Source organism: Thalassospira sp. MIT121401 (assembly GCF_047125595.1).
GTDB classification, from domain to species: Bacteria; Pseudomonadota; Alphaproteobacteria; order Rhodospirillales; family Thalassospiraceae; genus Thalassospira; species Thalassospira povalilytica.
In genome coordinates, this window is record NZ_CP138926.1 from 3,115,392 (window position 1) to 3,136,582 (window position 21,191).

Annotated in this window: 20 protein-coding genes; 6 read left to right on the top strand and 14 right to left on the bottom strand. The window is 55.0% G+C overall.

Going from position 1 to position 21,191, the window contains the following annotated elements:
• Positions 1-54 precede the first annotated feature (54 nt).
• Positions 55-1,857, top strand: a complete 1,803-nt coding sequence (locus SIB88_RS14375; protein ID WP_412558347.1) for a PHA/PHB synthase family protein — start codon at positions 55-57, stop codon at positions 1,855-1,857.
• A 101-nt stretch (positions 1,858-1,958) separates the two neighbouring features.
• Complete coding sequence (locus SIB88_RS14380; RefSeq protein WP_412558348.1) at positions 1,959-2,831, top strand: NAD(P)-dependent oxidoreductase; 873 nt, start codon at positions 1,959-1,961, stop codon at positions 2,829-2,831.
• Here SIB88_RS14380 and SIB88_RS14385 read toward each other — a convergent pair.
• The 4 genes from SIB88_RS14385 to SIB88_RS14400 form a co-directional block, all read right to left on the bottom strand.
• Positions 2,828-4,123, bottom strand: a complete 1,296-nt coding sequence (locus SIB88_RS14385) for a cytochrome-c peroxidase (protein WP_412558349.1) — start codon at positions 4,121-4,123, stop codon at positions 2,828-2,830. The two genes, SIB88_RS14380 and SIB88_RS14385, sit on opposite strands and share 4 nt — an antisense overlap.
• A 178-nt stretch (positions 4,124-4,301) precedes the next feature.
• The gene (locus tag SIB88_RS14390) at positions 4,302-5,201 is read right to left on the bottom strand and encodes a DMT family transporter (RefSeq protein WP_068519252.1); all 900 of its coding nucleotides are present in this window, start codon (positions 5,199-5,201) and stop codon (positions 4,302-4,304) included.
• A gap of 159 nt (positions 5,202-5,360) precedes the next feature.
• The gene (locus SIB88_RS14395; RefSeq protein WP_412558350.1) at positions 5,361-6,197 is read right to left on the bottom strand and encodes a substrate-binding periplasmic protein; all 837 of its coding nucleotides are present in this window, start codon (positions 6,195-6,197) and stop codon (positions 5,361-5,363) included.
• Between the two features lie 191 nt (positions 6,198-6,388).
• Positions 6,389-6,916, bottom strand: coding sequence for a gamma carbonic anhydrase family protein (locus tag SIB88_RS14400; RefSeq protein ID WP_068519250.1), 528 nt, complete (start codon positions 6,914-6,916; stop codon positions 6,389-6,391).
• A 203-nt stretch (positions 6,917-7,119) separates the two neighbouring features.
• On the opposite strand from SIB88_RS14400, the gene SIB88_RS14405 reads away from it, so the two are divergent.
• A complete protein-coding gene (locus SIB88_RS14405) occupies positions 7,120-7,953 on the top strand; it encodes a substrate-binding periplasmic protein (protein ID WP_412558351.1) in 834 nt (277 codons plus the stop codon).
• Between the two features lie 56 nt (positions 7,954-8,009).
• Here the strand turns inward: SIB88_RS14405 and SIB88_RS14410 are convergent, their stop codons facing one another.
• Entirely contained in the window at positions 8,010-8,894 is an 885-nt protein-coding gene (locus SIB88_RS14410; RefSeq protein ID WP_412558352.1) for a DMT family transporter, read from the bottom strand.
• Between the two features lie 109 nt (positions 8,895-9,003).
• Between SIB88_RS14410 and SIB88_RS14415 the strand changes: the two genes are divergently transcribed.
• Positions 9,004-10,419, top strand: a complete 1,416-nt coding sequence (locus tag SIB88_RS14415) for a PLP-dependent aminotransferase family protein (protein WP_412558353.1) — start codon at positions 9,004-9,006, stop codon at positions 10,417-10,419.
• A 74-nt stretch (positions 10,420-10,493) separates the two neighbouring features.
• Here SIB88_RS14415 and argC read toward each other — a convergent pair whose 3' ends face one another.
• The 4 genes from argC to SIB88_RS14435 all read right to left on the bottom strand — a co-directional run bounded on the left by argC (position 10,494) and on the right by SIB88_RS14435 (position 15,077).
• The gene (argC, locus tag SIB88_RS14420) at positions 10,494-11,552 is read right to left on the bottom strand and encodes an N-acetyl-gamma-glutamyl-phosphate reductase (RefSeq protein WP_068519246.1); all 1,059 of its coding nucleotides are present in this window, start codon (positions 11,550-11,552) and stop codon (positions 10,494-10,496) included.
• Between the two features lie 189 nt (positions 11,553-11,741).
• Entirely contained in the window at positions 11,742-12,917 is a 1,176-nt protein-coding gene (locus tag SIB88_RS14425) for a hypothetical protein (RefSeq protein WP_412558354.1), read from the bottom strand.
• A gap of 271 nt (positions 12,918-13,188) precedes the next feature.
• Positions 13,189-13,962 (bottom strand): hypothetical protein, encoded by a 774-nt coding sequence (locus SIB88_RS14430; RefSeq protein WP_412558355.1) that lies wholly within the window; start codon positions 13,960-13,962, stop codon positions 13,189-13,191.
• Positions 13,963-14,183: 221 nt separating this feature from the next.
• Entirely contained in the window at positions 14,184-15,077 is an 894-nt protein-coding gene (locus SIB88_RS14435) for a GNAT family N-acetyltransferase (RefSeq protein WP_412558356.1), read from the bottom strand.
• Positions 15,078-15,459: 382 nt separating this feature from the next.
• Between SIB88_RS14435 and SIB88_RS14440 the strand changes: the two genes are divergently transcribed.
• Positions 15,460-16,623: an alpha-hydroxy acid oxidase gene (locus tag SIB88_RS14440; RefSeq protein ID WP_101246005.1), complete on the top strand. Its 1,164-nt coding sequence runs from the start codon at positions 15,460-15,462 to the stop codon at positions 16,621-16,623.
• Between the two features lie 206 nt (positions 16,624-16,829).
• Here the strand turns inward: SIB88_RS14440 and rpsI are convergent, their stop codons facing one another.
• The 5 genes from rpsI to SIB88_RS14465 all read right to left on the bottom strand — a co-directional run bounded on the left by rpsI (position 16,830) and on the right by SIB88_RS14465 (position 20,217).
• Positions 16,830-17,321: a 30S ribosomal protein S9 gene (rpsI, locus tag SIB88_RS14445; protein ID WP_101246004.1), complete on the bottom strand. Its 492-nt coding sequence runs from the start codon at positions 17,319-17,321 to the stop codon at positions 16,830-16,832.
• Complete coding sequence (gene rplM, locus SIB88_RS14450) at positions 17,318-17,785, bottom strand: 50S ribosomal protein L13 (RefSeq protein WP_008890948.1); 468 nt, start codon at positions 17,783-17,785, stop codon at positions 17,318-17,320. The genes rpsI and rplM overlap by 4 nt, the downstream gene beginning before the upstream one ends.
• Positions 17,786-17,940: 155 nt before the next feature.
• A complete protein-coding gene (locus SIB88_RS14455; protein ID WP_412558357.1) occupies positions 17,941-18,381 on the bottom strand; it encodes a PaaI family thioesterase in 441 nt (146 codons plus the stop codon).
• A gap of 269 nt (positions 18,382-18,650) precedes the next feature.
• Positions 18,651-18,938: a hypothetical protein gene (locus SIB88_RS14460; RefSeq protein WP_068519240.1), complete on the bottom strand. Its 288-nt coding sequence runs from the start codon at positions 18,936-18,938 to the stop codon at positions 18,651-18,653.
• A 367-nt stretch (positions 18,939-19,305) separates the two neighbouring features.
• Positions 19,306-20,217 (bottom strand): hypothetical protein, encoded by a 912-nt coding sequence (locus SIB88_RS14465; protein ID WP_412558358.1) that lies wholly within the window; start codon positions 20,215-20,217, stop codon positions 19,306-19,308.
• A gap of 163 nt (positions 20,218-20,380) precedes the next feature.
• Here SIB88_RS14465 and SIB88_RS14470 point away from each other — a divergent pair, with 163 nt between their 5' ends.
• Positions 20,381-21,175, top strand: a complete 795-nt coding sequence (locus tag SIB88_RS14470) for an enoyl-CoA hydratase (RefSeq protein WP_286888811.1) — start codon at positions 20,381-20,383, stop codon at positions 21,173-21,175.
• Positions 21,176-21,191 lie beyond the last annotated feature (16 nt).

Below are 21,191 nucleotides of genomic sequence, written 5' to 3' on the forward strand. Positions count from 1 at the left end.
AAAAACGTTTTGAAGTCACAAGGTAACTGCGGCGGTATCATAAGGGAATGCCCCATGAGCGATCAACAGGCCATCGAAACCGAAATCACGCACCCGGATCCCGAAAAGCTGTCTGCAGCAATGGCAGAAATTGCCGAAAGAAGTCAACGACTTGTGTCTGACTTCCTTGCAAAACAGGCAGAAGACCCGGAAATTTCCGACCCCGACCCGCTGAATATCGGTTCTGCATTCGCCGAACTGACCACCCAGATGATGCAAAACCCGGCCAAGCTGGTCGAAGCCCAGATGGAACTCTGGCAGCAATATTATACCCTTTGGCACAACACCACCTTGCGCATGCTTGGCGAAGACTCCGAGCCCGTCGTCACCCCGCAAAAGGGCGACCGGCGCTTCCGCGACGAGGCATGGGAAAACAATGAACTGTTTGATTTCATCAAGCAGTCCTATTTGCTGTCATCGCAATGGATGCAGAACCTTGTCCATGAAGTGGACGGGCTTGATGAAAAGACCGCCCAGAAAGTCGAATTCTATACGCGGCAGTTCGTCGATGCGATTTCGCCGACCAACTTCCTGATGACCAATCCCGAAGTCCTGCGCACCACGATTGAAACCGGCGGGGAAAACCTGCTTAAGGGATTGCAGAACCTTTTAAGCGACCTTGAACGCGGCAAGGGCAAATTGCAGATCCGCATGACCGATCTGGATGCCTTCAAGATCGGTGAAAACGTCGCCACCACCGAGGGATCGGTCATTGGCAGAACGCCCTTGATGGAGTTGCTGCAATATAAACCCAGCACCGATCAGGTCGCCAAGCGGCCCCTGATGATCGTGCCGCCATGGATCAACAAATACTATATTCTTGATCTGCGCCCTGAAAATTCCTTTATCAAATGGGCTGTCGATCAGGGGCACACGGTCTTTGTCCTGTCCTGGGTCAATCCCGACAGCAAACTGGCCGAAAAATCGTTCGAAGATTACGCCAAGGAAGGCATCCTTGCCGCCCTTGATATGATCGAACAGGCCACCGGCGAAGACGAAATCAACGCGATCGGCTATTGCCTTGGCGGGACGCTTTTAAGCTCCACCCTTGCCTATATGGCCAAGGTCGGGGATGAACGGATCAAATCGGCGACCTTCTTTACCACCCTGACCGATTTTGAAAAGCCGGGCGAACTTTCGGTCTTTGTCGATGATGAACAGATCGAAAGCCTTGAACGCAACATGTCCAAGGAGGGCTATCTGGATGGCCGGGACATGTCGATGTCTTTCAACATGCTGCGCGCCAATGACCTGATCTGGTCGTTTGTGGTGTCAAACTACATGCTGGGCAAGGATCCCTTTCCGTTCGATCTTCTGTACTGGAATTCCGATTCCACCCGCATGCCCAAGGCAATGCACAGCTTCTATCTGCGCAACATGTATAACAAGAACCTGTTGCGTGAACCGGGCGGCATTTCGATCCTTGGCGAACCCATTGACCTGCGCGATATCAAAATCCCGGTCTATTTCCTGTCGACCCGCGAAGACCATATTGCGCCATGGCAGGCGACCTATGCCGGGACACAGCTTATGTCAGGTCAGGTCAAATTCGTCTTGTCGGCATCGGGCCATATTGCCGGGGTGGTCAACCCGCCGGCGGCCAAGAAATATTGCTACTGGACCTATAACCGTACCCCCGCCAATCCCGATGACTGGATGGCAAAGGCCACCCAGCATGAAGGTTCCTGGTGGACCGACTGGCAAAACTGGATCAGCCGCCGTTCAGGCGGCAAGGTTCCCGCCCGCAAGGAAGGTGATGGCAAGCTCAAGGTGCTTGGTCCGGCACCCGGTGAATATGTAAAAGTCACCCTGTCCTGACCGGCAGATCGCACTTTGTTGAAAACGCGGTCTGGCATGGCACAGACCGCGTTTTTTTTATTCCATAACGATAAACATCAATCATTTGACGGGGAAACACCATGACCAAGACAATCGGCTTTCTGGGGGCCGGGCGCATGGCATCGGCGATGATCAAACGCCTGCTTTCAAAAGGCTACCGGATACAGGTCTGGAACCGCAGCCCGGACAAACTTGACCCGCTTGTTGCGCTTGGCGCGGTTGCCTGTGCCACGCCGGCCAAGGCAGCATATGGTGTGGATACCATCATCTCGTTCATGGCCGATGACAATGCTGCGCGGGCCGTATGGCTTGGTGAAAATGGTGCACTTGCGGCCATGAATGCCGGGACGGCCGCCATTGAATGTTCCACCCTTTCACATGGTTTTGTGCTTGATCTGGCCAAGGCCGTTTCGGCTGCCGGGCATACCTATATCGATGCGCCGGTTACCGGCGTTCCTTCTGATATCGAAGCGGGCAACACGATCTTTCTGATCGGGGCAGAGGCATCTGACCTTAACCGTATCAAACCGATCCTTGACGATACCGGAAAACGCACCGTGCATTTTGGTCCGGTCGGATCGGGCACGGTTTATAAGCTGATGCACAATCTTTTGGGTGCTGTTCATATCGCGGCCGCGGCCGAGCTTGTGGCTGTTGCCAGCAAAGCCGGGCTTGATGGCGCAACCGTTGCCGAAACATTTTCAATCGGTGCCAATGCCAGTGCATCCGGGCTGATGACCATGCCCGGCATGATCAGTGGCAACCATAACGAAGGCATCCATTTCACCACCGCCCTTCGCGCCAAGGACGCATCCTATGCCCTGACCATGGCCAGGGAATTCGGCATGACCGTTCCGGTTGGACAGGCGGCGGCAAATATATTTGAAACCGCCACAAAGGATGGCCTTGGCGACCTTGCCCAAAGTGCGGTGATCGAAACGCTTAAATCCTAATTCGCGGCTTTGGCCTGCTCGGCCAGCAAGGGTTCATACCGCGCATCGGTCAGCGTTTTAAGGAAGGCAACGATGGCCTTGATCCGCTTGCTGTCAAGGGCATCGCCCTGCTCCAGCTCCTTAAGCGAAATGGTTTCGGGTACTTCCGCATCGCCCCAGGGCTGACCGGTTTCCGGGTTGGTCTGGTTGGCTTTGGCCTTGCTGTTATATTTGTTATAGAACCGCACCACGGTTTCCAGATCGGCAAACACGCCGTTATGCATATAAGGCCCCGTCACCGCGACATTGCGCAGCGACGGGGTTTTGTATTTGCCGCGATAGGCCGGGTCATCAATCGCCGGATTATCCAAAAGCCCGTTATCGGTAAAACTGACATCCTTGGCATTGGCCTTGCGGGTCGCGACATTGCGCGGCACACCGATATTGTGGAACTCGTAATTGGTGAAGGTTTCGCCTTCTGCCGTCGGGCTGGTTTTCAGCATGTGGCAGGTATTGCAATTGGTAAATTGCTGCGAAAAGAACAAAACCCTGCCCAGCTCTTCTTGCGGGGTCATTTTATATTCGCCGCGCAGGAACCGGTCATATTTGGAATCGAACGGGGCGAATTCGTCCCCCTGTTCAAAGGCGGCAATCGCCTGTGTCATCGCGCCATAGGCCGTCTCGCTGTCTGACCAGACATCATCGCCAAACAATGCCTTGAAGCCCGCGACATAATCTTCATCCTCCATCAGGCGCGCAACGACACTGGCCTTGTCGGGCATGCCCATTTCAATGGGATTAAGCGGCGGCCCACCCGCCTGTTCGGCAAGATCCGCAGCACGCCCGTCCCAGAATTGACCACCCACCGCGACACCGTCATCACGTACATGGAATGTCGGGGAAAATTTCGCATAGGCCGCCATCGGCGCATTGCGATCGCCAAGGCTTTTGCCATCATCGCCCAGTGAAAAGGCACCATTTGCCACGTCAATGCGCGGATCCTTGAACCCGGCGGACGGCTCATGACAGGTCGCACAGGCCTGCGTGCGATTGGCCGAAAGATTGGGATCGAAATAAAGCGCCTCGCCAAGTTCCGCCTTGTCAGCAAATGGGGAATTTGGTGCATTCGCAACTTCTGTCGCCCCGACATCGGATGCGGACTGCATATTTCCCTGTGCTGCCAGACGATGCAAAAACGCATCAGGGGTTTCGGCCCGGGCCTTTGCCACCTGCAACACCGGCACAATGATACAGACACTCATCGCAGAAACGATCAATGCAAAACGAAACGAATGGCGGTTGTGGTGACGCATGGCAGGCACTTTGATCTGATCACGGAAAAGAATGTATATGACGGCCGCCCGCATGATCGCGAACGCAACGCATTTACGCCTACAGACTTGAACCCTGCCTTGATAAAAGTCAATGGCGGCCCGTTAACCGGCCCGCCATTGATGATATTTGGCATCAATCCGGTGCGAGACGGATCGGTCAGATGGCCACAGACGGGCGGCGGCGCATCATCGGCAACAACTGAACCCCGATAATCGCCGCCAGGATCACACCACAACCGGCATATTCCGCCGGTGCCAAACGTTCACCAAGGAACCATGCCCCGGCAATTGCGGCAAAGACCGCCTCGGCACTCATGATGATCGCGGCATCCGATGCCTCGGTATAATTCTGGGCCACGGCCTGAAGGGTAAAGGCAATCCCGGCTGACATGATCCCGGCATAAAGGATTTCAAACCCGGCATTATAGATATCGGCAAAGCTGAAGGTTTCGGTCACCGCCCCCATCGCCATGCCAAGAATGCCGGTGATAAAGAACTGGGTCGCGGCAACAAGGGCCGGTGCATTGGTGCGCGTCACCATCACCCCGATCATCACCACCTGGACCGCCCAGAAAAGCGCACTGCCCATCACCCAGAAATCACCGGTGCCAAGCCCCGAAAGATCCCCGCCACTTAAAAGGTAGGTGCCATAAACACACATTGCCCCGCCCGGCCAGACCGACCAGTGCGGTCGATTGCGAAACACCACATAGGCCAGAACCGGTACTGCGGGCACATAAAATGCCGTCAGGAAGGCCGCATTGGTAACAGTGGTGCCCATGATCCCGATCTGCTGGAAGATGCTGGCAAGATACATCGAAATCCCCGTGGCAATCATGCCAAGGATATCAACCCGGTCAAGCCGACGGCCCGCACGGTCAAGTTTGCGCAACTCGCGCAAGGCAAAGGGTAATACAGCCAGTGTCCCCAGCAAAAAACGCACGCCCGTAAAATATTGCGGGCCGATATTTTCCATGCTGGTGTGCTGAACAACAAAGGTCGTGCCCCAGATCAGGGCAACGAAAACAATAACGGCATTTGCCTGCCAACGTGTCATATTCCCGGTCCATTTCCTGTGCCCGGGCGTGGTGGCGCGCGGCAGGTTGTCTGTTAAATCCGAATGTCCTGACTTGCTAAACCAAGTCCGGCTCCTTCGCAACACAGATCAATCCACCCGCGCATTTGCGGGCATCACAAACCTGTCGGTCGAAATCAACTAATTGGTGCTAACACTTTGATTTCCAAACAGGCGCTGATATCCATCAGTGGTGATTTCGTGCTCGATCGCTTCTGACAGTTTTTGCGCAAGTTCCGGGGCAATGGTCTTGGCCGAGAACATCAAACGCACCGGCTCCTTGGCCAGGATAAACGGATGTTCTTCAACACCACCGGTAAATCCAAGCTCGTCTGCCTGCGCAACATAGGCCGCCGGAATGCCAAGCAACAGATCAACCCGGCGCGCCATCAAAAGCTGCATGCCATGCGGGGCCATCGACACATCCATAATGAACGGGGCATTTTCCACCTTCGCACTGAAAGCTTTGAAATCTTCGCCGCGATAGGCCCCGCGCACATGCCCGATCACAAGGTTTTGGCGCGCAATATCATCAAGACCTTCAATCTGAATACGTCTTGCATCGCCTTTGCGAACGGTAAATCCGATGACATCATTGCGGTATGGCACGGAAAATAATCCATATTCTGCCCGTTCCGCAGTAAAGGATGCCGATGGCAGAATATCGATATCGCCATGTTCAATGGCATAAAGCGACCGTTTCCAGGGCATGAAGACAAACCGGGCATCACATCCCGTTTCACGCAGGATCCGGGTAATGAACTGGTTATCAATGCCCGTTGCCATGCCGTTCACATCTTTCATGCTGAACGGGCTATAGGTTTCCGATGCCCGGATCACCAATGGCCGCGAACATTCCGTAATTGGTTCCGCGACACTTGCCTGCATGCCGCCCAACAAGGACACAAGCAACATCGCGATGCCAGGCATCAAATGGCGAACCGCCATATCTTCCCACGCCTCTTCACGTCGCAGCATGTCCCGTTTGTTTTGTTATCGGACATGCCTTCATTTTTGATTATTGCGAACGCTTCCCCTTTTTCGCACTTGAAGGCCATGATGCAAAAAAATATTGCGCAGTCCAAGCGTCTTGACCCGGACTACGCAGAAACCCCCAGATATATCCAGACAGACATATGCGGGCAGACATTGCCGAAAATTCCCGTACCCTATTTCAGGTCTTCGGGGATGGATTTGACATATTCCTGAGCAAGATCGGCATAGCGATCGGCAGACACCTTGAAGAATTCGATTTCTTCCTGTGTCAGATCGCGCACCTTGCGCGCAGGCACACCGGCCCAAAGTTCGCCTGCCGGAATGCGTTTGCCCGGTGCGAGCAATGCATTGGCCCCCAGCATGCCGCCCTGCTCGATCACGCAACCATCCATCACGGTCGCCCCCATCCCGACAAAGCTTCGATCTTCAAGCGTGCAGGCATGAATAATCGCCGCATGTCCGATGGTCACGTCATCCCCGATATAGGTCCCGAACTTGCCCTTGGCGACATGCACCATGGTCAGATCCTGGATATTGGTGCGCGATCCGATACGGATTTCGTGAACATCCCCGCGAATGACACAGCCAAACCAGATGCCTGTCTCTGCACCGATTTCGACATCACCGATGATGGTCGCATTCGGGGCAATAAAGGCTGTTTCATCAATGGTGGGCTTTACCCCGCGATAGGACAAACGCATGGTCACATGACCTTTCGTAACTGGTGTTCACATCTCTCGAACCAACCGCAAGCAGGATACTTCCGGTACAGCATCACTTGATTTGAGAGTTTAAATTCTAACATGGATAGAAGGAAACCCCGTCGTAACAAATCTTGCTCATGATCGCATCAATCGCCCGCTCAAAAATAGCCCGGCCTGCCGCACCGCCTTTGGCGCGTGGCATGTCTGTGGCTGTGCTGTGCCTTGGGCTTTTGGTTGGCGGGGCATTATCATCGGGTGTGGCGCACGCCCATGAACGGCAATCCCGGCATACAGACAGCGGCTTGCTGATTGCAGCATTTTCGGTCTGGGAACCCTTCGTGATCGAAGATGAAGACGGTTCACGTCATGGCATTGACGTTGCCCTTCTGGCTGCGATTGCCAATCGGCTTGGCTTGCAGCTTGATCTGCATCCCTGCCCCTGGCGGCGTTGTCTTAAAAATCTTGAAGACGGGGATATCGACGTTCTGACAAGCTTTGCCTATACCGAAGAACGCGCGCAATTCGCCCACTATATCAAGCCGCCCTATAGTCAGGTCACCCCGGTCTTTTACATCAATCGCGAAAACCCGGTCCTGATCGAGGAATATAACGACCTTCGCAATCTGACGGTCGGCGCGGTTGTTGATTCGCGCTATTTCGAACCGTTTGACAGCGATACGTCCCTCGACAAATTCGAAGCCGGCAGCGAAACCATCTTGCTGCGCATGCTGACCGCCAACCGGCTTGATGCAATTGTCGGTTCGGACTCCAACGCCGACTTTGAAATCCGCCGCAACCATCTTGAAGACACCATCATCAAGGCACCATTTCGATCAGGCCATAACAATGACATCCATTTGGCGGTTTCGCGCAAATCCCCGCTGATGTCACGCACGGATCAAATCGCCGAGATCATGCAGGACCTGCTTGATGAAGGCTTTGTCGCCAGTTTGCACAAACTCTATTGGCCAGACAAAAGCCCCGAAGACACCCCGCAATCGGCCCAATCAGACAGCCCCCAACCCAATCAGTAGGCCCCGGCCCGCAACCGGAATTCGGCACGCTGTCCTGACATTTCGATCCGTTTCCGTCAGGCAAACCGTCGCGCACCCGCCACACATAAAACAACCGCAACCGTCACCCCGATCATCGCCGGGCTGACCGGTTCGGCCAAAATCAGTGCCGCCAATATCAAGCCCATAAAGGGCTGCAAAAGCTGTAATTGCCCGACCGTGGCAATTCCGCCCAACGCCAGACCGCGATACCAGAAGAAAAACCCGATCAGCATGCTAAACAACGACACATAGCCAAGCCCAAGCCAGGCAGGCATTCCAATCACCCCCATCTGTTCGGGTAACGTCACCGCGCACAAAACCGCCATTGGCACCACCGAAATCACCAGCGCCCAGCAAATAACCTGCCAGCCACCAAGCTGTCGCGACAGCTTGCCACCTTCGGCATAGCCAAGCCCGCAGACGATAATCGCCCCCAGCATATAAAGATCACCCGAAAACGCGCCCGCTTCGCTACCTGTTGCGGCAAATCCGGCCACCAGCGCGCTCCCTATAATGGAGAAAAGCCAGAAAACGACACGTGGTCTTTCACCACCGCGCAAAAACCCGAAAATCGCAGTTGCCAATGGCAAAAGCCCGATAAAGACAATCGATCGAGCCGAGCTGATATGTTCAAGCGCCAATGCCGTCAAAAGCGGAAAGCCGACAACCACCCCCCCGGCAACCACCAACAACGATACCCATTGCGATCGTATCGGGCGCACCGGCCTTGAAACCATCAGGATCAAAACCGCAATAAACCCGGCGATTGCGGCGCGTGCAACCGTGACAAAGACCGGATCAAAATCCATGACCGCCAACCGCGTTGCCGGTAACGACCCGCTGAAGATCACCACCCCCATCAGGCCACTGAACCAGCCCGCACGCGTCCGGGAAACCGATTGCGCTATTACCTGTGTCACAAGATCCTCCATCTGAATGATGGCGATATCTTTGTCTTGTCTTGGTCGCACTTGCCAGACACAATACAGTACAAAACAATCGAACTGTACTGGATACAAGGGCAATACAGTGACCGTTCAATCCCAGCCACACATGCCTGAAATCGTGCAGGATGGTACGCTTGTTTCACAGGTAATGGCATCCATTCGCGACCGGATTTCGGCACGCAATCTTCTTGCCGGGGACAAGTTGCCCTCTATCCGGTCCTGTGCGCGTCAGATGGGTGTTTCCAATTCAACCGTGGTCGAAGCCTATGACCGCCTGGTCGCCGACGGCACCATTCAGTCGCGCCGCGGTTCGGGGTTTTACGTTTCGGGACACACCGCCCCGCTTTCGATCGCGCGGATCGGCCCCAAACTTGACCGGGCGGTTGACCCGTTCTGGGTATCGCGACAATCGCTTGATGCCAGACCCGACATGCTCAAACCCGGTTGCGGCTGGTTGCCGGCGGACTGGATGCCCGAAACATCAATCCGGCGCGCCTTGCGCACCCTTGCACGGGCTTCTGACGATGTTCTGGTTGAATATGGCACCCCGCTTGGACTTGCGCCCTTGCGGCAATTGCTGTCCCGACGGTTGGCCGGGTATGGCATCGTGACCGACCCCGATCAGATTTTACTGACGGAATCCGGCACCCAGGCAATCGACATGCTGTGCCGCTTTCTGATTGAACCGGGTGACACGGTTCTGGTTGATGATCCGTGCTATTTCAATTTCTGTGCGCTATTGCGTGCCCATCGCGCCAATATCATAAGCGTCCCCTTCACCCCGACTGGGCCTGATATTGATACCTTTTCCCGTGTCGTTTCCGACCATAAACCGCGCCTTTATATCACCAATTCCGGCATTCATAATCCGACCGGCGCGTCCCTGTCCCCGCAAACTGCGCATCGGATTTTGAACATTGCCGACCAGCACGACCTGATCATCATCGAAGATGACATTTTCGCGGATTTCGAAATCACACCCGCGCCGCGCCTGGCCGCCCTTGGCGGCATGGACCGTGTCATTCATATCGGCAGCTTTTCAAAAACCCTGTCGGCATCCCTGCGCTGTGGCTATATCGCCAGTCGCAGTGACTGGATTGACCAACTGATCGATCTTAAGGTCGCAACCGGATTTTCCGGCAGCAACCTTGCCCCCGAACTGATCCATCTGGTCTTGAAGGACGGCACCTATCGCAAGCATATGGACGGATTGCGCACCCGGCTGTCGCACGCAATGACCAGCACGGCAAAACAACTGGCATCCCGTGGCATTCGCCCGGTAATTACACCCGATGCGGGAATATTCCTGTGGTGTGCTTTGCCCGACGGGATCGATGCCGCACAAACGGCACGCAACGCCCTTGCCGATGGTGTGGTTCTGGCACCGGGCAACGTGTTCAGCATTTCGCAATCGGCTGGCAATCTGATGCGCTTTAACGTCGCGCAATGTCGGAACCCCGAAATATTCAAGGTCCTCGAACGCGCCATGCGCCCGTAACCGTACACAGCTAAAAAGGCGCACCCGAATGGATGCGCCTTTTGCAATTTCAAAGCTCTCGGGCCAGCCGTCGCTTACGGGAACAGCGGCTCGATCTCAAGCCCCATGGTTTCCGGAAGACCCAGCATCACGTTCATGTTCTGCACCGCCTGACCCGATGCGCCTTTGACCAGGTTGTCTTCGACCGCAACAATAATCACACGACCTGGCACACGGTCCTTGACGACACCCATCAGGACATAGTTCGAACCACGTACATGGCGGGTTTGCGGCGTGACACCGAACGGCAGAACACGGACAAACGGCTCGTCGGCATAACGCTTTTCAAGGGCGGCCTGAATGTCTTCGGCCGTGGTGCCATCGGTCATTTTGACATAGATGGATTCAAGGATACCGCGGCTCATCGGCATCAGATGCGGCGAAAAGTTGACCACAACATCCTGCCCCGATGCCCATGCCAGGCCCTGCTCGATTTCCGGCGCATGGCGATGCCCGCCGGTGCCATAGGCATGAATGCCTTCGGTCACCTCGGCATAAAGGGTGCCTTCCTTTGGCGAACGACCGGCACCGGTCACACCGGATTTGGCATCAATGATGATGTCATCAGCATGCACCATCTTGCCTTCAAGAAGCGGCGTCAGTGCCAATTGCACCGGGGTCGGATAGCACCCCGGATTGGCAACCACACGCGCCTTTTTGATCTTGTCGCGGTGCAGTTCGGTCAGGCCATAGACCACCTCTTTCTGCAAATCCTGTGCGGCATGTTCCGCGCCATACCATTCCTTGTAGGTCGCCGGATCAAACAGACGGAAATCAGCCGAAAGATCGACCACCTTCACATGTTCCGGAAGACCGGCGATGACTTCCTGTGTCGTGCCATGGGGCAATGCACAGAAAATCATATCGACAGTCGACCAGTCTGCTTCGGCAATCGAAATCATGGTCGGCAATTTGATATGGGCAAGATGCGGGAAAACTTCCCCGAACGGACGGCCGGCGCGTCGGTCTGCGGTCAACAGGGTAATTTCCGCGGCATCGTGATGCGCAAGAATGCGAACCAGCTCTGCCCCGGTATAGCCACTGGCACCGAGAATTCCGACTTTGACCTTCTGGTCAACCGACACGTCACTCATTTAAATCTTGCTCCTAAAGGCGTGCCTGCAAATGCGCAGGTATTGATAACGTGCGGATGTTGGCAAACAAGCCCATCAGATGCAAGCAATTAGGCGACAAATATCCCTGAGAAACCGCAATATTCCCATGCAGTTTTGACATGAGGGGTTTGACATTAGGGGCTTTGGCATGGGGGGCTTGGCCCTGCCCTATTTCTTGCGCGCCCGGCGCACTGTTGACGGACAGGCGCGTTTATCCTGCGGCAAAACGGTATAAAATTTCTCGATCTTCTCGTACCCGCTGGGTGCTGCGACCGGGTAATCGGTGACAAAGCGCTGATCGGAAAGGCCAAAGTCACTGGCCTTCAATCCGGATCGTTGCAACCACATCCGTCGATGGGCATCCGAAACAACCACCTCGGGATCATCGACCAAAAAGATCGCATCACGGGCCAGTCGGTCATTATATTTGTGATGGCTCGGAAGCCAGGCTGCAAGCTGTTTGCGCAGATTTCCGGGGCTTGGCAAATTGCGCGTGCGGGTCACAAACCTGGTCATCTGATCGACAAGCTTGCTGATATCACCGGGCGGTACCGATCCATGGGTTGCCCGGTCGATGAAAAAGGCCAGATCAATCTCGGTCGGATCGCGCTTTATCACCGGTTTTATTGATTTATACAATTTGAAAAATCGCGCTATTTTCCCGCCATCGGCATTGGCCGCATCATACACCCGATGATAGGCCGCCTGCACTTCGGGCCGCGCCCCATAGGCGGCAAAACGCCGGGTAAAATCGGCCCGCTCACGATCATTGACCCAGATCGCACATAGCACATCAAACGCCGCATCATTATTGCCAAGCGCCAGTCTGTGCATATCCTCGGTAAAGGGACCAAACACATCGCGCAACAAGCCGGGATTGGCCCGTTCGGCGGCAAACAGAATCTGCTGGATTTCAGCCCCGGCGCCGGCAGTTGCCCCGCGCGGCCCCCAGGTCAGATAGGCGCGCGGATCATTGGTAAAGCAATATGGATCCCCTTCAAGAAACCGCTTGCCGCTGCGCGGATTGGGTGACTGACAGAAATTGAACTGGATCACGTCGTAATCCGTGCCTTCCAGTGCGAATGTCAGATGATTGGCCCGTTCGATCGCGTCCGGCGGCGCTATTTGCGACGGCATCAAAAGCCGCCAAAGCCCGGTGGTTATCGCCCCGTAACTTTCCGCCCCGACCGCGGCACGCACCGCCGAATTCAGACATGGTTGCAGATCAATAATCGCCTGTCGGGTCTTTGCCCCGACAATCCCGTCCGCCTTGCCATAACTGCTGGCAGGCTTTCCCGCACAATTGGCAGCCTGGGCAAACAACCGCTGCTGAAACGTCGCCACCGACCCATACCGGCCAAGTGTCAAAGCACGGTTTTCAAACCGGTATAACACCTGCGCCAGGTCCTGAGCCTGTGCTGATATCACCAAACATGCCGACATGACCGCAACAGCCAAAACCATCGCGACGGTTTGGCGCCAAAAACCTGACATCAAATGCGATAACTGTTTTTGGATCACAACAGACATCAATCCGGTTCATATTTACCCGATACTCGGAACCCCGCCCGTGATCTACCGCTTGCAAGGCGATTTAATCAGACGCGCCCACTACTCAGGGCTCAAACGTAAACCCGGCCTTGATGGCATCCCCTGCGACCTTGGCCGGGTCAAATGTGATTTTTTCAACGATTGTCGTAACCTGCTGAACAAGTTCCTGGCTCGGCTGTGCCTTGTTTGCATTCTTTTTGGGTGGCATCACGCACGCGCCATCAATACCGAGGTCAGTCAAAAAGGCCTTCGCCCCTTCTTCATGGACCGCCTCGTCAAGTGACACATCGACCATCTTGATCTGATCGGCATATTTTTGGCGGTAATATTCTTGCCGCGTGGCCATTTCATAGCAATACCAAAGCGGCATGCCCAACGGCCCGAATTGCGAAAATGCATCAGCATTGATGATTTTTCGCGAATAGGACGGATGCAAGTACCACTGCCAGGCAAGCGTAATATTCCCGAAATCATTACGAACCAGATAACTGACGCATTGTTTGACGATGTTTCTTTTTAAAACAATCAGCGTCGTGAAATCCGCCCGACCATTCGAAATCACGTTTTCGACCAAACCGCACTTGCAAAGGGTATGGTTGGTTTCGGCATAGGTTCCATCGGGAATGGTTTTAAATTTCCGCTCCCAGAATTCCTGCACAAAGCGGGTATTTCCATGGTTGTTATAGGTCCGCATGGTTCGGATGTCGGGCATCCGGGTGCCGAAATCCTCGATACCAAGCGGTTCGTGTATCGCCTCGATCTTGAGGTTCGCCGACAGAAAATCAGCCAACCAGGCCGAGCCTGTTCGACCGGCGGTGATCACGAAGTAATTCGTCATGAACCTTCCTCTAACAACAATCAGCAGCAACACAGCCGCTTTTCACAAGTACCCTTTGCCGGCCATTATCGCCGCGCACCCTTTATGCAAGCTTAACCATTGTGCGACATGCCCATGCAGCACCGGATGGAAAAATGCCTGCCCCCGATCATACCGGACGGCAGGCACATATTCGATGGTCAAATCGGGCATTGTCATTGCGATATGCAGGCTTCTTTGAGCTATGCAGCGGACATTTTACCAAGCTGCATCGGGCTTTTCAAAAGCGCCAAGCGGTAGCGCCCGATTTTCTCAAAACCAAGAGCCTCATAGGCCTTTGCCGCAGCTTCGCTGTCTGTGGACAGGATGGCGCGGGTTACCCCGCGTGCCCGTGCGGCTAGAAGTGTTTTGGCAACCAGTATCCGGGCATAGCCGTTTGACCGGTATTCCGGCGGTGTCCAGACCGGGCCGACCTGTACCATGTCGGGCAGTTGGGCGTTAAAGCCCGAAAGGCTTACCGCCTGTCCTTCAACAATCAATGCCCACAGATTGCGCGCATCAAGGGACTGCACCAGTCGCGATGCGACCTTGCTGTCAAGAACCGGGGTGTCTTCGGCCCCCAATGCCTCGATCTCATAGGCCCGCAGCCAGCTTAGCAACGTGCTGCGTTCAACCTTTTCGGCATCAACCATCTGAAAGTCATCCGCCCGCGCATTGACCGGCACCACCAGATTGGCAAGATCCAGCCCATACAGAATATCCGATGCATTGATTGCAAATTCACTGCCCGCAAGACCAAGCTGGCCCAGCATATCCGCCGCCTGATCGGCCTCGCCGAATACCCCGGCTACGGGCCGCAACGGGTCGGCAAGAAAGGCTTCGGTCAGTTCGGTCGGAACCGTTTGGTTATCCGCTGCCTGGACAAAGACATTGCCATTGCCGAACTGCGCAATGATGGCCCGGATCGCGCCATCATTTGCCACAGCACCGAACCAGCTTCCAGAAAGCGGATGACGGCGTCGCTCGATACCGGCAGTTCGCAGGTTCCCGCGCAGGATCATGCTGGTCGCAGCATGGTCGGCAAGAAATGCGGTTGCGGCATCAAGATCGGCGTCGTGCAGCTTTCTGTACTGCATATCGGTGGTCCCTTTCTTTGGGGGTTAACTGGGATTTTCAGGATTTCGAATTGGCATAAAAAAAGACCGCTCTATTAGCGGCCCTTCACAAACAGCAAGGATGTCCAACAGAGTTTCAAAAAGCTATGTTTTGAAAATTCGTCGCATGTTCCCAACCATTTTGTGATCCTTTGCAAATCGGAAATTATCGTTCCGGAACTTGTTCTTATCACAAACTTCGCAATTTCCGACCCTTCTTTTTAAAATTCTTTTCCCGTGATCGCATCGCACTGTTTCCGGCATGTGGAAATGGTCAGTAAGGGGCTGTTTTTCAATTCGGTTTGCGATAACTTGGGAAAGTGGTATTACCATTACCACGCGCACCTTATTCGGAGTTGAACTCATGCCAGTGATTACCTGCGTCGATGACCTTAAACGTATCTATAAACGGCGCACCCCGCGCATGTTTTACGATTACGCAGAATCCGGAAGCTGGACCGAGCAGACATTCCGCGAAAACACCACCGATTTTCAGGATATCCACCTGCGTCAGCGCGTCGCAATCGACATGTCGGGCCGCACCACCAAAAGCCAGATGATCGGTCAGGACGTCTCCATGCCGGTCGCCCTTGCCCCTGTCGGACTGACCGGGATGCAGTGTGCTGATGGCGAAATCAAGGCTGCCCGTGCGGCCGAAAAATTCGGCGTACCCTATACCTTGTCGACCATGTCGATCTGTTCGATCGAGGATGTGGCCGAAAACACATCCAAGCCGTTCTGGCTGCAGGTTTATACGCTCAAAGATGATGACTTCATGCAGCGCCTGTTTGACCGCGCCAAGGCCGCAAAATGTTCGGCCGCCGTCATCACGGTCGATCTTCAGATGCTGGGTCAGCGTCACAAGGATTTGAAAAACGGCCTGTCTGCTCCGCCCAAGCTGACCATCAAATCGGTCGCCGACATGATGACCAAGGTCCAATGGGGTCTTGGCATGCTTGGCACCAAGCGCCGTTTCTTTGGCAATATTGTTGGTCACGCCAAGGGCGTTGCTGATCCGTCGTCGCTCGGCGACTGGACGGCCCAGGCATTTGATGATTCCCTTGATTGGGATCGTATTCGCGAATTCCGCAAAATGTGGGATGGCCCGCTGATCATCAAGGGGATCATTGACCCGCGTGACGCGGTCGAAGCCCTGAATGTCGGTGCCGACGCCATTATCGTTTCAAACCATGGCGGGCGTCAGCTTGACGGGGCGCTGTCTTCGATCCGCGCCTTGCCGCAAATCATGGATGCGGTCGGCGACAAGATCGAGGTTCACCTTGATAGTGGTATCCGTTCCGGTCAGGACGTGCTCAAGGCATTGGCCCTTGGTGCCAAAGGCACCTATATCGGGCGCGCCTATGTTTATGGCCTTGGGGCCATGGGCGAAGCAGGTGTCACCAAGGCGCTTGAACTGATCCATAAGGAACTTGAAGTTTCGATGGCATTCTGTGGTCACACCGACATCAACACGGTTGATCGTGACATCCTGATGGTCCCGCGCGATTTCTCGGACCGCTGGCAGTAACGCACAAGATTGTTGGGGCACGCACCAAGCACCCCCACCATCCACCGATAAGAAAACGGCGCCTTTCCTTGGAAAGAGCGCCGTTTTCTTTTTTGTGCCGGTTCTGGAGAGCCAATCGCATCGGCACCCTGCCCCGCAAAAGAAAAAGCGCCACTCGAAAGTGACGCTTTTCCAATACTGTATCGTACCAGATGTCTGGAAACGTATTAACGTTTCGAGAACTGGAAGCTACGACGTGCTTTGGCGCGACCGTATTTTTTACGTTCGACTGCACGCGAGTCACGGGTAAGGAACCCGCCAGCTTTGAGCGAACCACGCAGTGCCGGCTCGAACAGGGTCAGTGCACGGGAGATACCGTGACGAACCGCACCTGCCTGACCAGACAGACCGCCACCAGATACGGTGCAAACGACGTCGAACTGATCTTTGCGATCGGTTACGCCGAACGGCTGGTTGATGACCATGCGCAGAACCGGACGTGCGAAGTAGTCTTCGAACTCGCGGCCATTGACGGTGACTTTACCCGAGCCCGGCTTGATCCAGACACGTGCAATTGCGTTTTTACGACGACCGGTTGCATAGGAACGGCCCTGTGCGTCGATCTTCGGTTCCGGCAGGGTGCCTTCAGCAGCAGCTGCGGTTTCGCCGCCCTGTGCCAGATCCTTGAGATCTTCAAGAGTTTTGGTGTCGGCCATTATTTGCCACTCCGCTTGTTCTTTTCGTTCATAGCCGCAACGTCGAGGACTTCCGGCTTCTGAGCTTCATGCGGGTGCTCGGTACCAGCATAGACGTGCAGTTTGGAAAGAACCTGGCTGCGCAGCGGACCACGGGACATCATACGCTCAACAGCTTTGATGATCACACGTTCCGGGTGCTCACCATTCAGGAGCTTGTCCATGGTGCGTTCTTTGATGCCGCCCGGGTAACCGGTGTGCCAGTAGAACTTCTTGTTCTGAAGTTTACGGCCGGTCAGTTTGACTTTTTCGGCATTGACGATGACGATGTGATCGCCACAGTCCATGTGCGGGGTAAACATAGCTTTGTGTTTACCACGAAGACGGTTGGCAACAACAGCAGCAAGGCGGCCAAGGACGACGTCTTCAGCGTCGACCACGAACCATTTGCGCTCGATGTCGCTCGGTGTCGCAGTGAAGGTTTTCATTATTTCAATACTCGAAAACTGGGTTTCACGGAGGGAATCTTCCCTCGTTGAAAGTCGGCGCATTATGCCAGCATTCAACAGGAAAACAACAGGAATATTTCATTGTAAATCAATGAGTTACGTAAAGAGGTATTATTTTACCACACGATTTCGCGCTATTTTTCCGCCGGCGGCATGGCATATGTCCCGATCACATGCGCACAAAGACCGTTATCAACGTCTGATCGAATATGGCATTCCGCAATCAAAAGCCGCCTACCCGCCTTAAGGATCCTGGCCTCGGCAATCAGGTCGCCCGGCTTCGCCCCCGACAGGAAATGTACCGTCGCCTCGGTCGTTACAGCCAGATCCGCCTTGGGCACCACAAGCCAGGCCACCGCATAAAGCGCAATATCGGCCAGGGCAAAAATCGCCGGGCCCGTTACCACATTGCCGGGCCGCAAATAGCGTTCCCTGAACGGCAACCGCAGGACCGCCGTGTCATTTTCAAGACTTTCGGTGATAACGCCCATATCGCCGACAAACGGCACCTTTTCGCGCATGATGGCATCAAAATCGGCCGGGGTGATCCCGGTGCGGGCGTGCGAATTGTTCATGACAGCAGACCTCCCCAGATTGCCTGTTTTGCTTTGGCATTATTGATCCAGATCGACAGCCTGACATAACGTTTACGTTAACGTCAATATTTTACGGTTTCTGCATCCCTTCCCCACCATTGGATGCGGACTGTTTGCCGTGGTCGATTTTGTCACCGTGTGTTTGTCGCCATCTGTTTATTGACGTCCCTGGATCAGGCAACAATGGCGCGCCCGCAGCAAAGCCGGTTCGCACCCGGCCATATCACGGTACAGGTACGGGTTCACGATTACCGCAAAACGATCGATGCCAGATCGGTAAATGTGGCCAGAACCACACCCCCGATAACAATGGCGACAATCGCCGTCGCGCCGATATGCGGCAATTTGCGTCGCATCCATTCACCCGATGACATCGGCGGTTGCGAGGCTGCTTTATGTTTGAACCTTGCCCGGACGGGCCCGCGCGACAAATCCACAACAGGTTTGTCGACCTCATCATTGGATGCCCAATGATGGCGGTTTTCCGGAAGATAGACAGGGCGGCGGTCTTCCTGACCGGTTTCGTCACGCATCATGGCGATTTCACAGCGTCACTCGCTGCCTCCTGCAACAAGGGTATGTCGAAAATTCCGGTCATTTTCATGCTGCGATGCTGTGCATCACGAAAATGACGGCCCCCTCATTGATGGTCTGTCGCGTCTGTCCCGATGCTTTGCCTTTTCAAAGGCTGACAGTTATCCGGATGCTGTCCCCAAACAGCATGCCCCAAACAGCATATCACCGGCCGATCCCCGACTTTCAGGTGTATGGTTTTGTTATCCGCAACCGGCTTGCCTGCACACAACCTGTGGGGCAAACCGATGGGCAAAACCAGTGGGCCGGAACCGTCTGATTATCCTGATACTTATATGGGGATTACGGCAACAGTTCGACAATAGCCGACTATTTCCCCAAAATTGCCGAAAACTCGCTGACCGTCAGAACAAGCACATAGCCGATGGCAACCGCTGCAATCATATAGGCCGCGGCACGTGGCAGAAACTTATCCCAGGTGATGGGGTCGCGTGCCTTGCGTTTTGACCGCGCGGCTTTTGCCTTGGCCTTTTCCTGTTTTTCAAGGATTTCCAGACGCTTGCGGTCCATTTCTCCGCGCGCAGCCCAGTTGGCCGTGTTATCGGGCAAATCAATGCGTGACTGCCGGACTTCCTTTTCCTTGAAGTCATCAACACGTCCCTGAATGTCATTGCCCGATGATGCGTCGCCATCGTCTGTCTGTCGCACCCGATCAAGCAATGTCGCCCCGCCATTCAGGCTTGCGACATATTCGTCATATGCCGTCTTTTCTTCGGCGAATGCGGCGGCCTGGGCGGCTTCGTGGCTGGCCTGGGCGGCCGGGTTTCCATGCAATGCTGCGGCACCGGATGCGGCGTTCTGCACATGAACATGGCGGCTGGGCTTGGGCCGTGTCGCATTTTGTGCGCGCTCCGCACTGGCGGCACTGGCTGCGGCGATCTGTTTGTCGCTGACCATCGGGGACGGCTTAGGCCCCAGCATCGCGGGCGGACGGGTTTCCGTGACCTCGACCGTTTCGGGATCGGGGGTTTCGCTGTCATCATCGATGATTTTGGGCTTGGGCATCAAAAAGGGCGGGATGTCAAAACCGTTGCGAAGCAACCGCGCACGCGCTTCGGCGCGATACCGTTCAAGATCGCGCTCCATTACGTCCTTGCGATCAAACCGTTTGATCGGCGTTTCCCGGACAGGCTTTTGCGACTTTATCGTTTCCTGCCATTTACGCGCTGAAACAAACCGGTTCGGCGCCCGACCAGGACGCCGCGTTTGACTGTCACTCATCCACAACCATGCGTTTTTCACCGTTCGGTTTATTCTTCAAACATCGAATATCCCGATGCTTGTAAACGGTTTTATTGATGACCCGATGCGTGCAATTCTACTACGATCACAAGTAGAAGAAAATCAAAAACGATGCCACGCACACGCATCAAGGAGGAACACCATGACCACCGCCACCCCGTCATCCCCGCTGGTGACCCGCCATGATCACGACGGTTATGTCACCCTTGTCCTGTCCAACCCCGCCCGGCGCAACGCCCTGTCAGCGGCAATGATGTCCGCCCTTCAGGATGCCTTTGACGACATCGCCCAAAACCCCGATATCCGGTGCGTTATTCTTGCCGCCGATGGGCCGGTTTTTTGTGCCGGTCACGATCTTAAGGAAATGGGCGGCATCACCGACTGTGATCAACATGCCAGCCTGTTTGCCCAGTGCAGTCGCCTGATGATGCGGATCGTCACCCTGCCCCAGCCGGTCATTGCCCGTGTCCGCGGCATGGCAACCGCGGCTGGCTGTCAGCTGGTGGCAAGCTGCGATCTTGCCGTTGCCGCCCGTTCGGCCAAATTTGCCACACCCGGGGTCAATATCGGCCTGTTCTGTTCGACCCCGATGGTCGCTCTGAGCCGCAATATCGCGCGCAAGCACGCCATGCGCATGCTGCTGACCGGCGATCCGGTGCCGGCCGACACCGCCTTTGCGATGGGGCTTGTATCGGACGTGGTTGATGATGATGATCTTGAAACGGCAACAGATGATCTTGCCGCGGGCATTGCCGCAAGATCCGGCATGACCGTGCGCCTTGGCAAACAGGCATTTTACAAACAGATCGAAATGCCCCTGCCCGATGCATATGCCTATGCATCCGATGTCATGACCGCCAACATGCAAAAACACGACGCCCGCGAAGGCATCGGCGCCTTCGTTGAAAAGCGCCACCCGACATGGCGTCATGAATGACCGCCTGATGACGGAT

Coding starts and splice junctions, on each gene's coding strand:
- SIB88_RS14375 (WP_412558347.1), top strand. CDS start 55: ATGAGCGATCAACAGGCCATCGAAACCGAAATCACGCACCCGGATCCC.
- SIB88_RS14380 (WP_412558348.1), top strand. CDS start 1,959: ATGACCAAGACAATCGGCTTTCTGGGGGCCGGGCGCATGGCATCGGCG.
- SIB88_RS14385 (WP_412558349.1), bottom strand. CDS start 4,123: ATGCGTCACCACAACCGCCATTCGTTTCGTTTTGCATTGATCGTTTCT.
- SIB88_RS14390 (WP_068519252.1), bottom strand. CDS start 5,201: ATGACACGTTGGCAGGCAAATGCCGTTATTGTTTTCGTTGCCCTGATC.
- SIB88_RS14395 (WP_412558350.1), bottom strand. CDS start 6,197: ATGCTGCGACGTGAAGAGGCGTGGGAAGATATGGCGGTTCGCCATTTG.
- SIB88_RS14400 (WP_068519250.1), bottom strand. CDS start 6,916: ATGCGTTTGTCCTATCGCGGGGTAAAGCCCACCATTGATGAAACAGCC.
- SIB88_RS14405 (WP_412558351.1), top strand. CDS start 7,120: ATGTCTGTGGCTGTGCTGTGCCTTGGGCTTTTGGTTGGCGGGGCATTA.
- argC (WP_068519246.1), bottom strand. CDS start 11,552: ATGAGTGACGTGTCGGTTGACCAGAAGGTCAAAGTCGGAATTCTCGGT.
- SIB88_RS14430 (WP_412558355.1), bottom strand. CDS start 13,962: ATGACGAATTACTTCGTGATCACCGCCGGTCGAACAGGCTCGGCCTGG.
- SIB88_RS14435 (WP_412558356.1), bottom strand. CDS start 15,077: ATGCAGTACAGAAAGCTGCACGACGCCGATCTTGATGCCGCAACCGCA.
- SIB88_RS14440 (WP_101246005.1), top strand. CDS start 15,460: ATGCCAGTGATTACCTGCGTCGATGACCTTAAACGTATCTATAAACGG.
- rplM (WP_008890948.1), bottom strand. CDS start 17,785: ATGAAAACCTTCACTGCGACACCGAGCGACATCGAGCGCAAATGGTTC.
- SIB88_RS14455 (WP_412558357.1), bottom strand. CDS start 18,381: ATGAACAATTCGCACGCCCGCACCGGGATCACCCCGGCCGATTTTGAT.
- SIB88_RS14460 (WP_068519240.1), bottom strand. CDS start 18,938: ATGATGCGTGACGAAACCGGTCAGGAAGACCGCCGCCCTGTCTATCTT.
- SIB88_RS14465 (WP_412558358.1), bottom strand. CDS start 20,217: ATGAGTGACAGTCAAACGCGGCGTCCTGGTCGGGCGCCGAACCGGTTT.
- SIB88_RS14470 (WP_286888811.1), top strand. CDS start 20,381: ATGACCACCGCCACCCCGTCATCCCCGCTGGTGACCCGCCATGATCAC.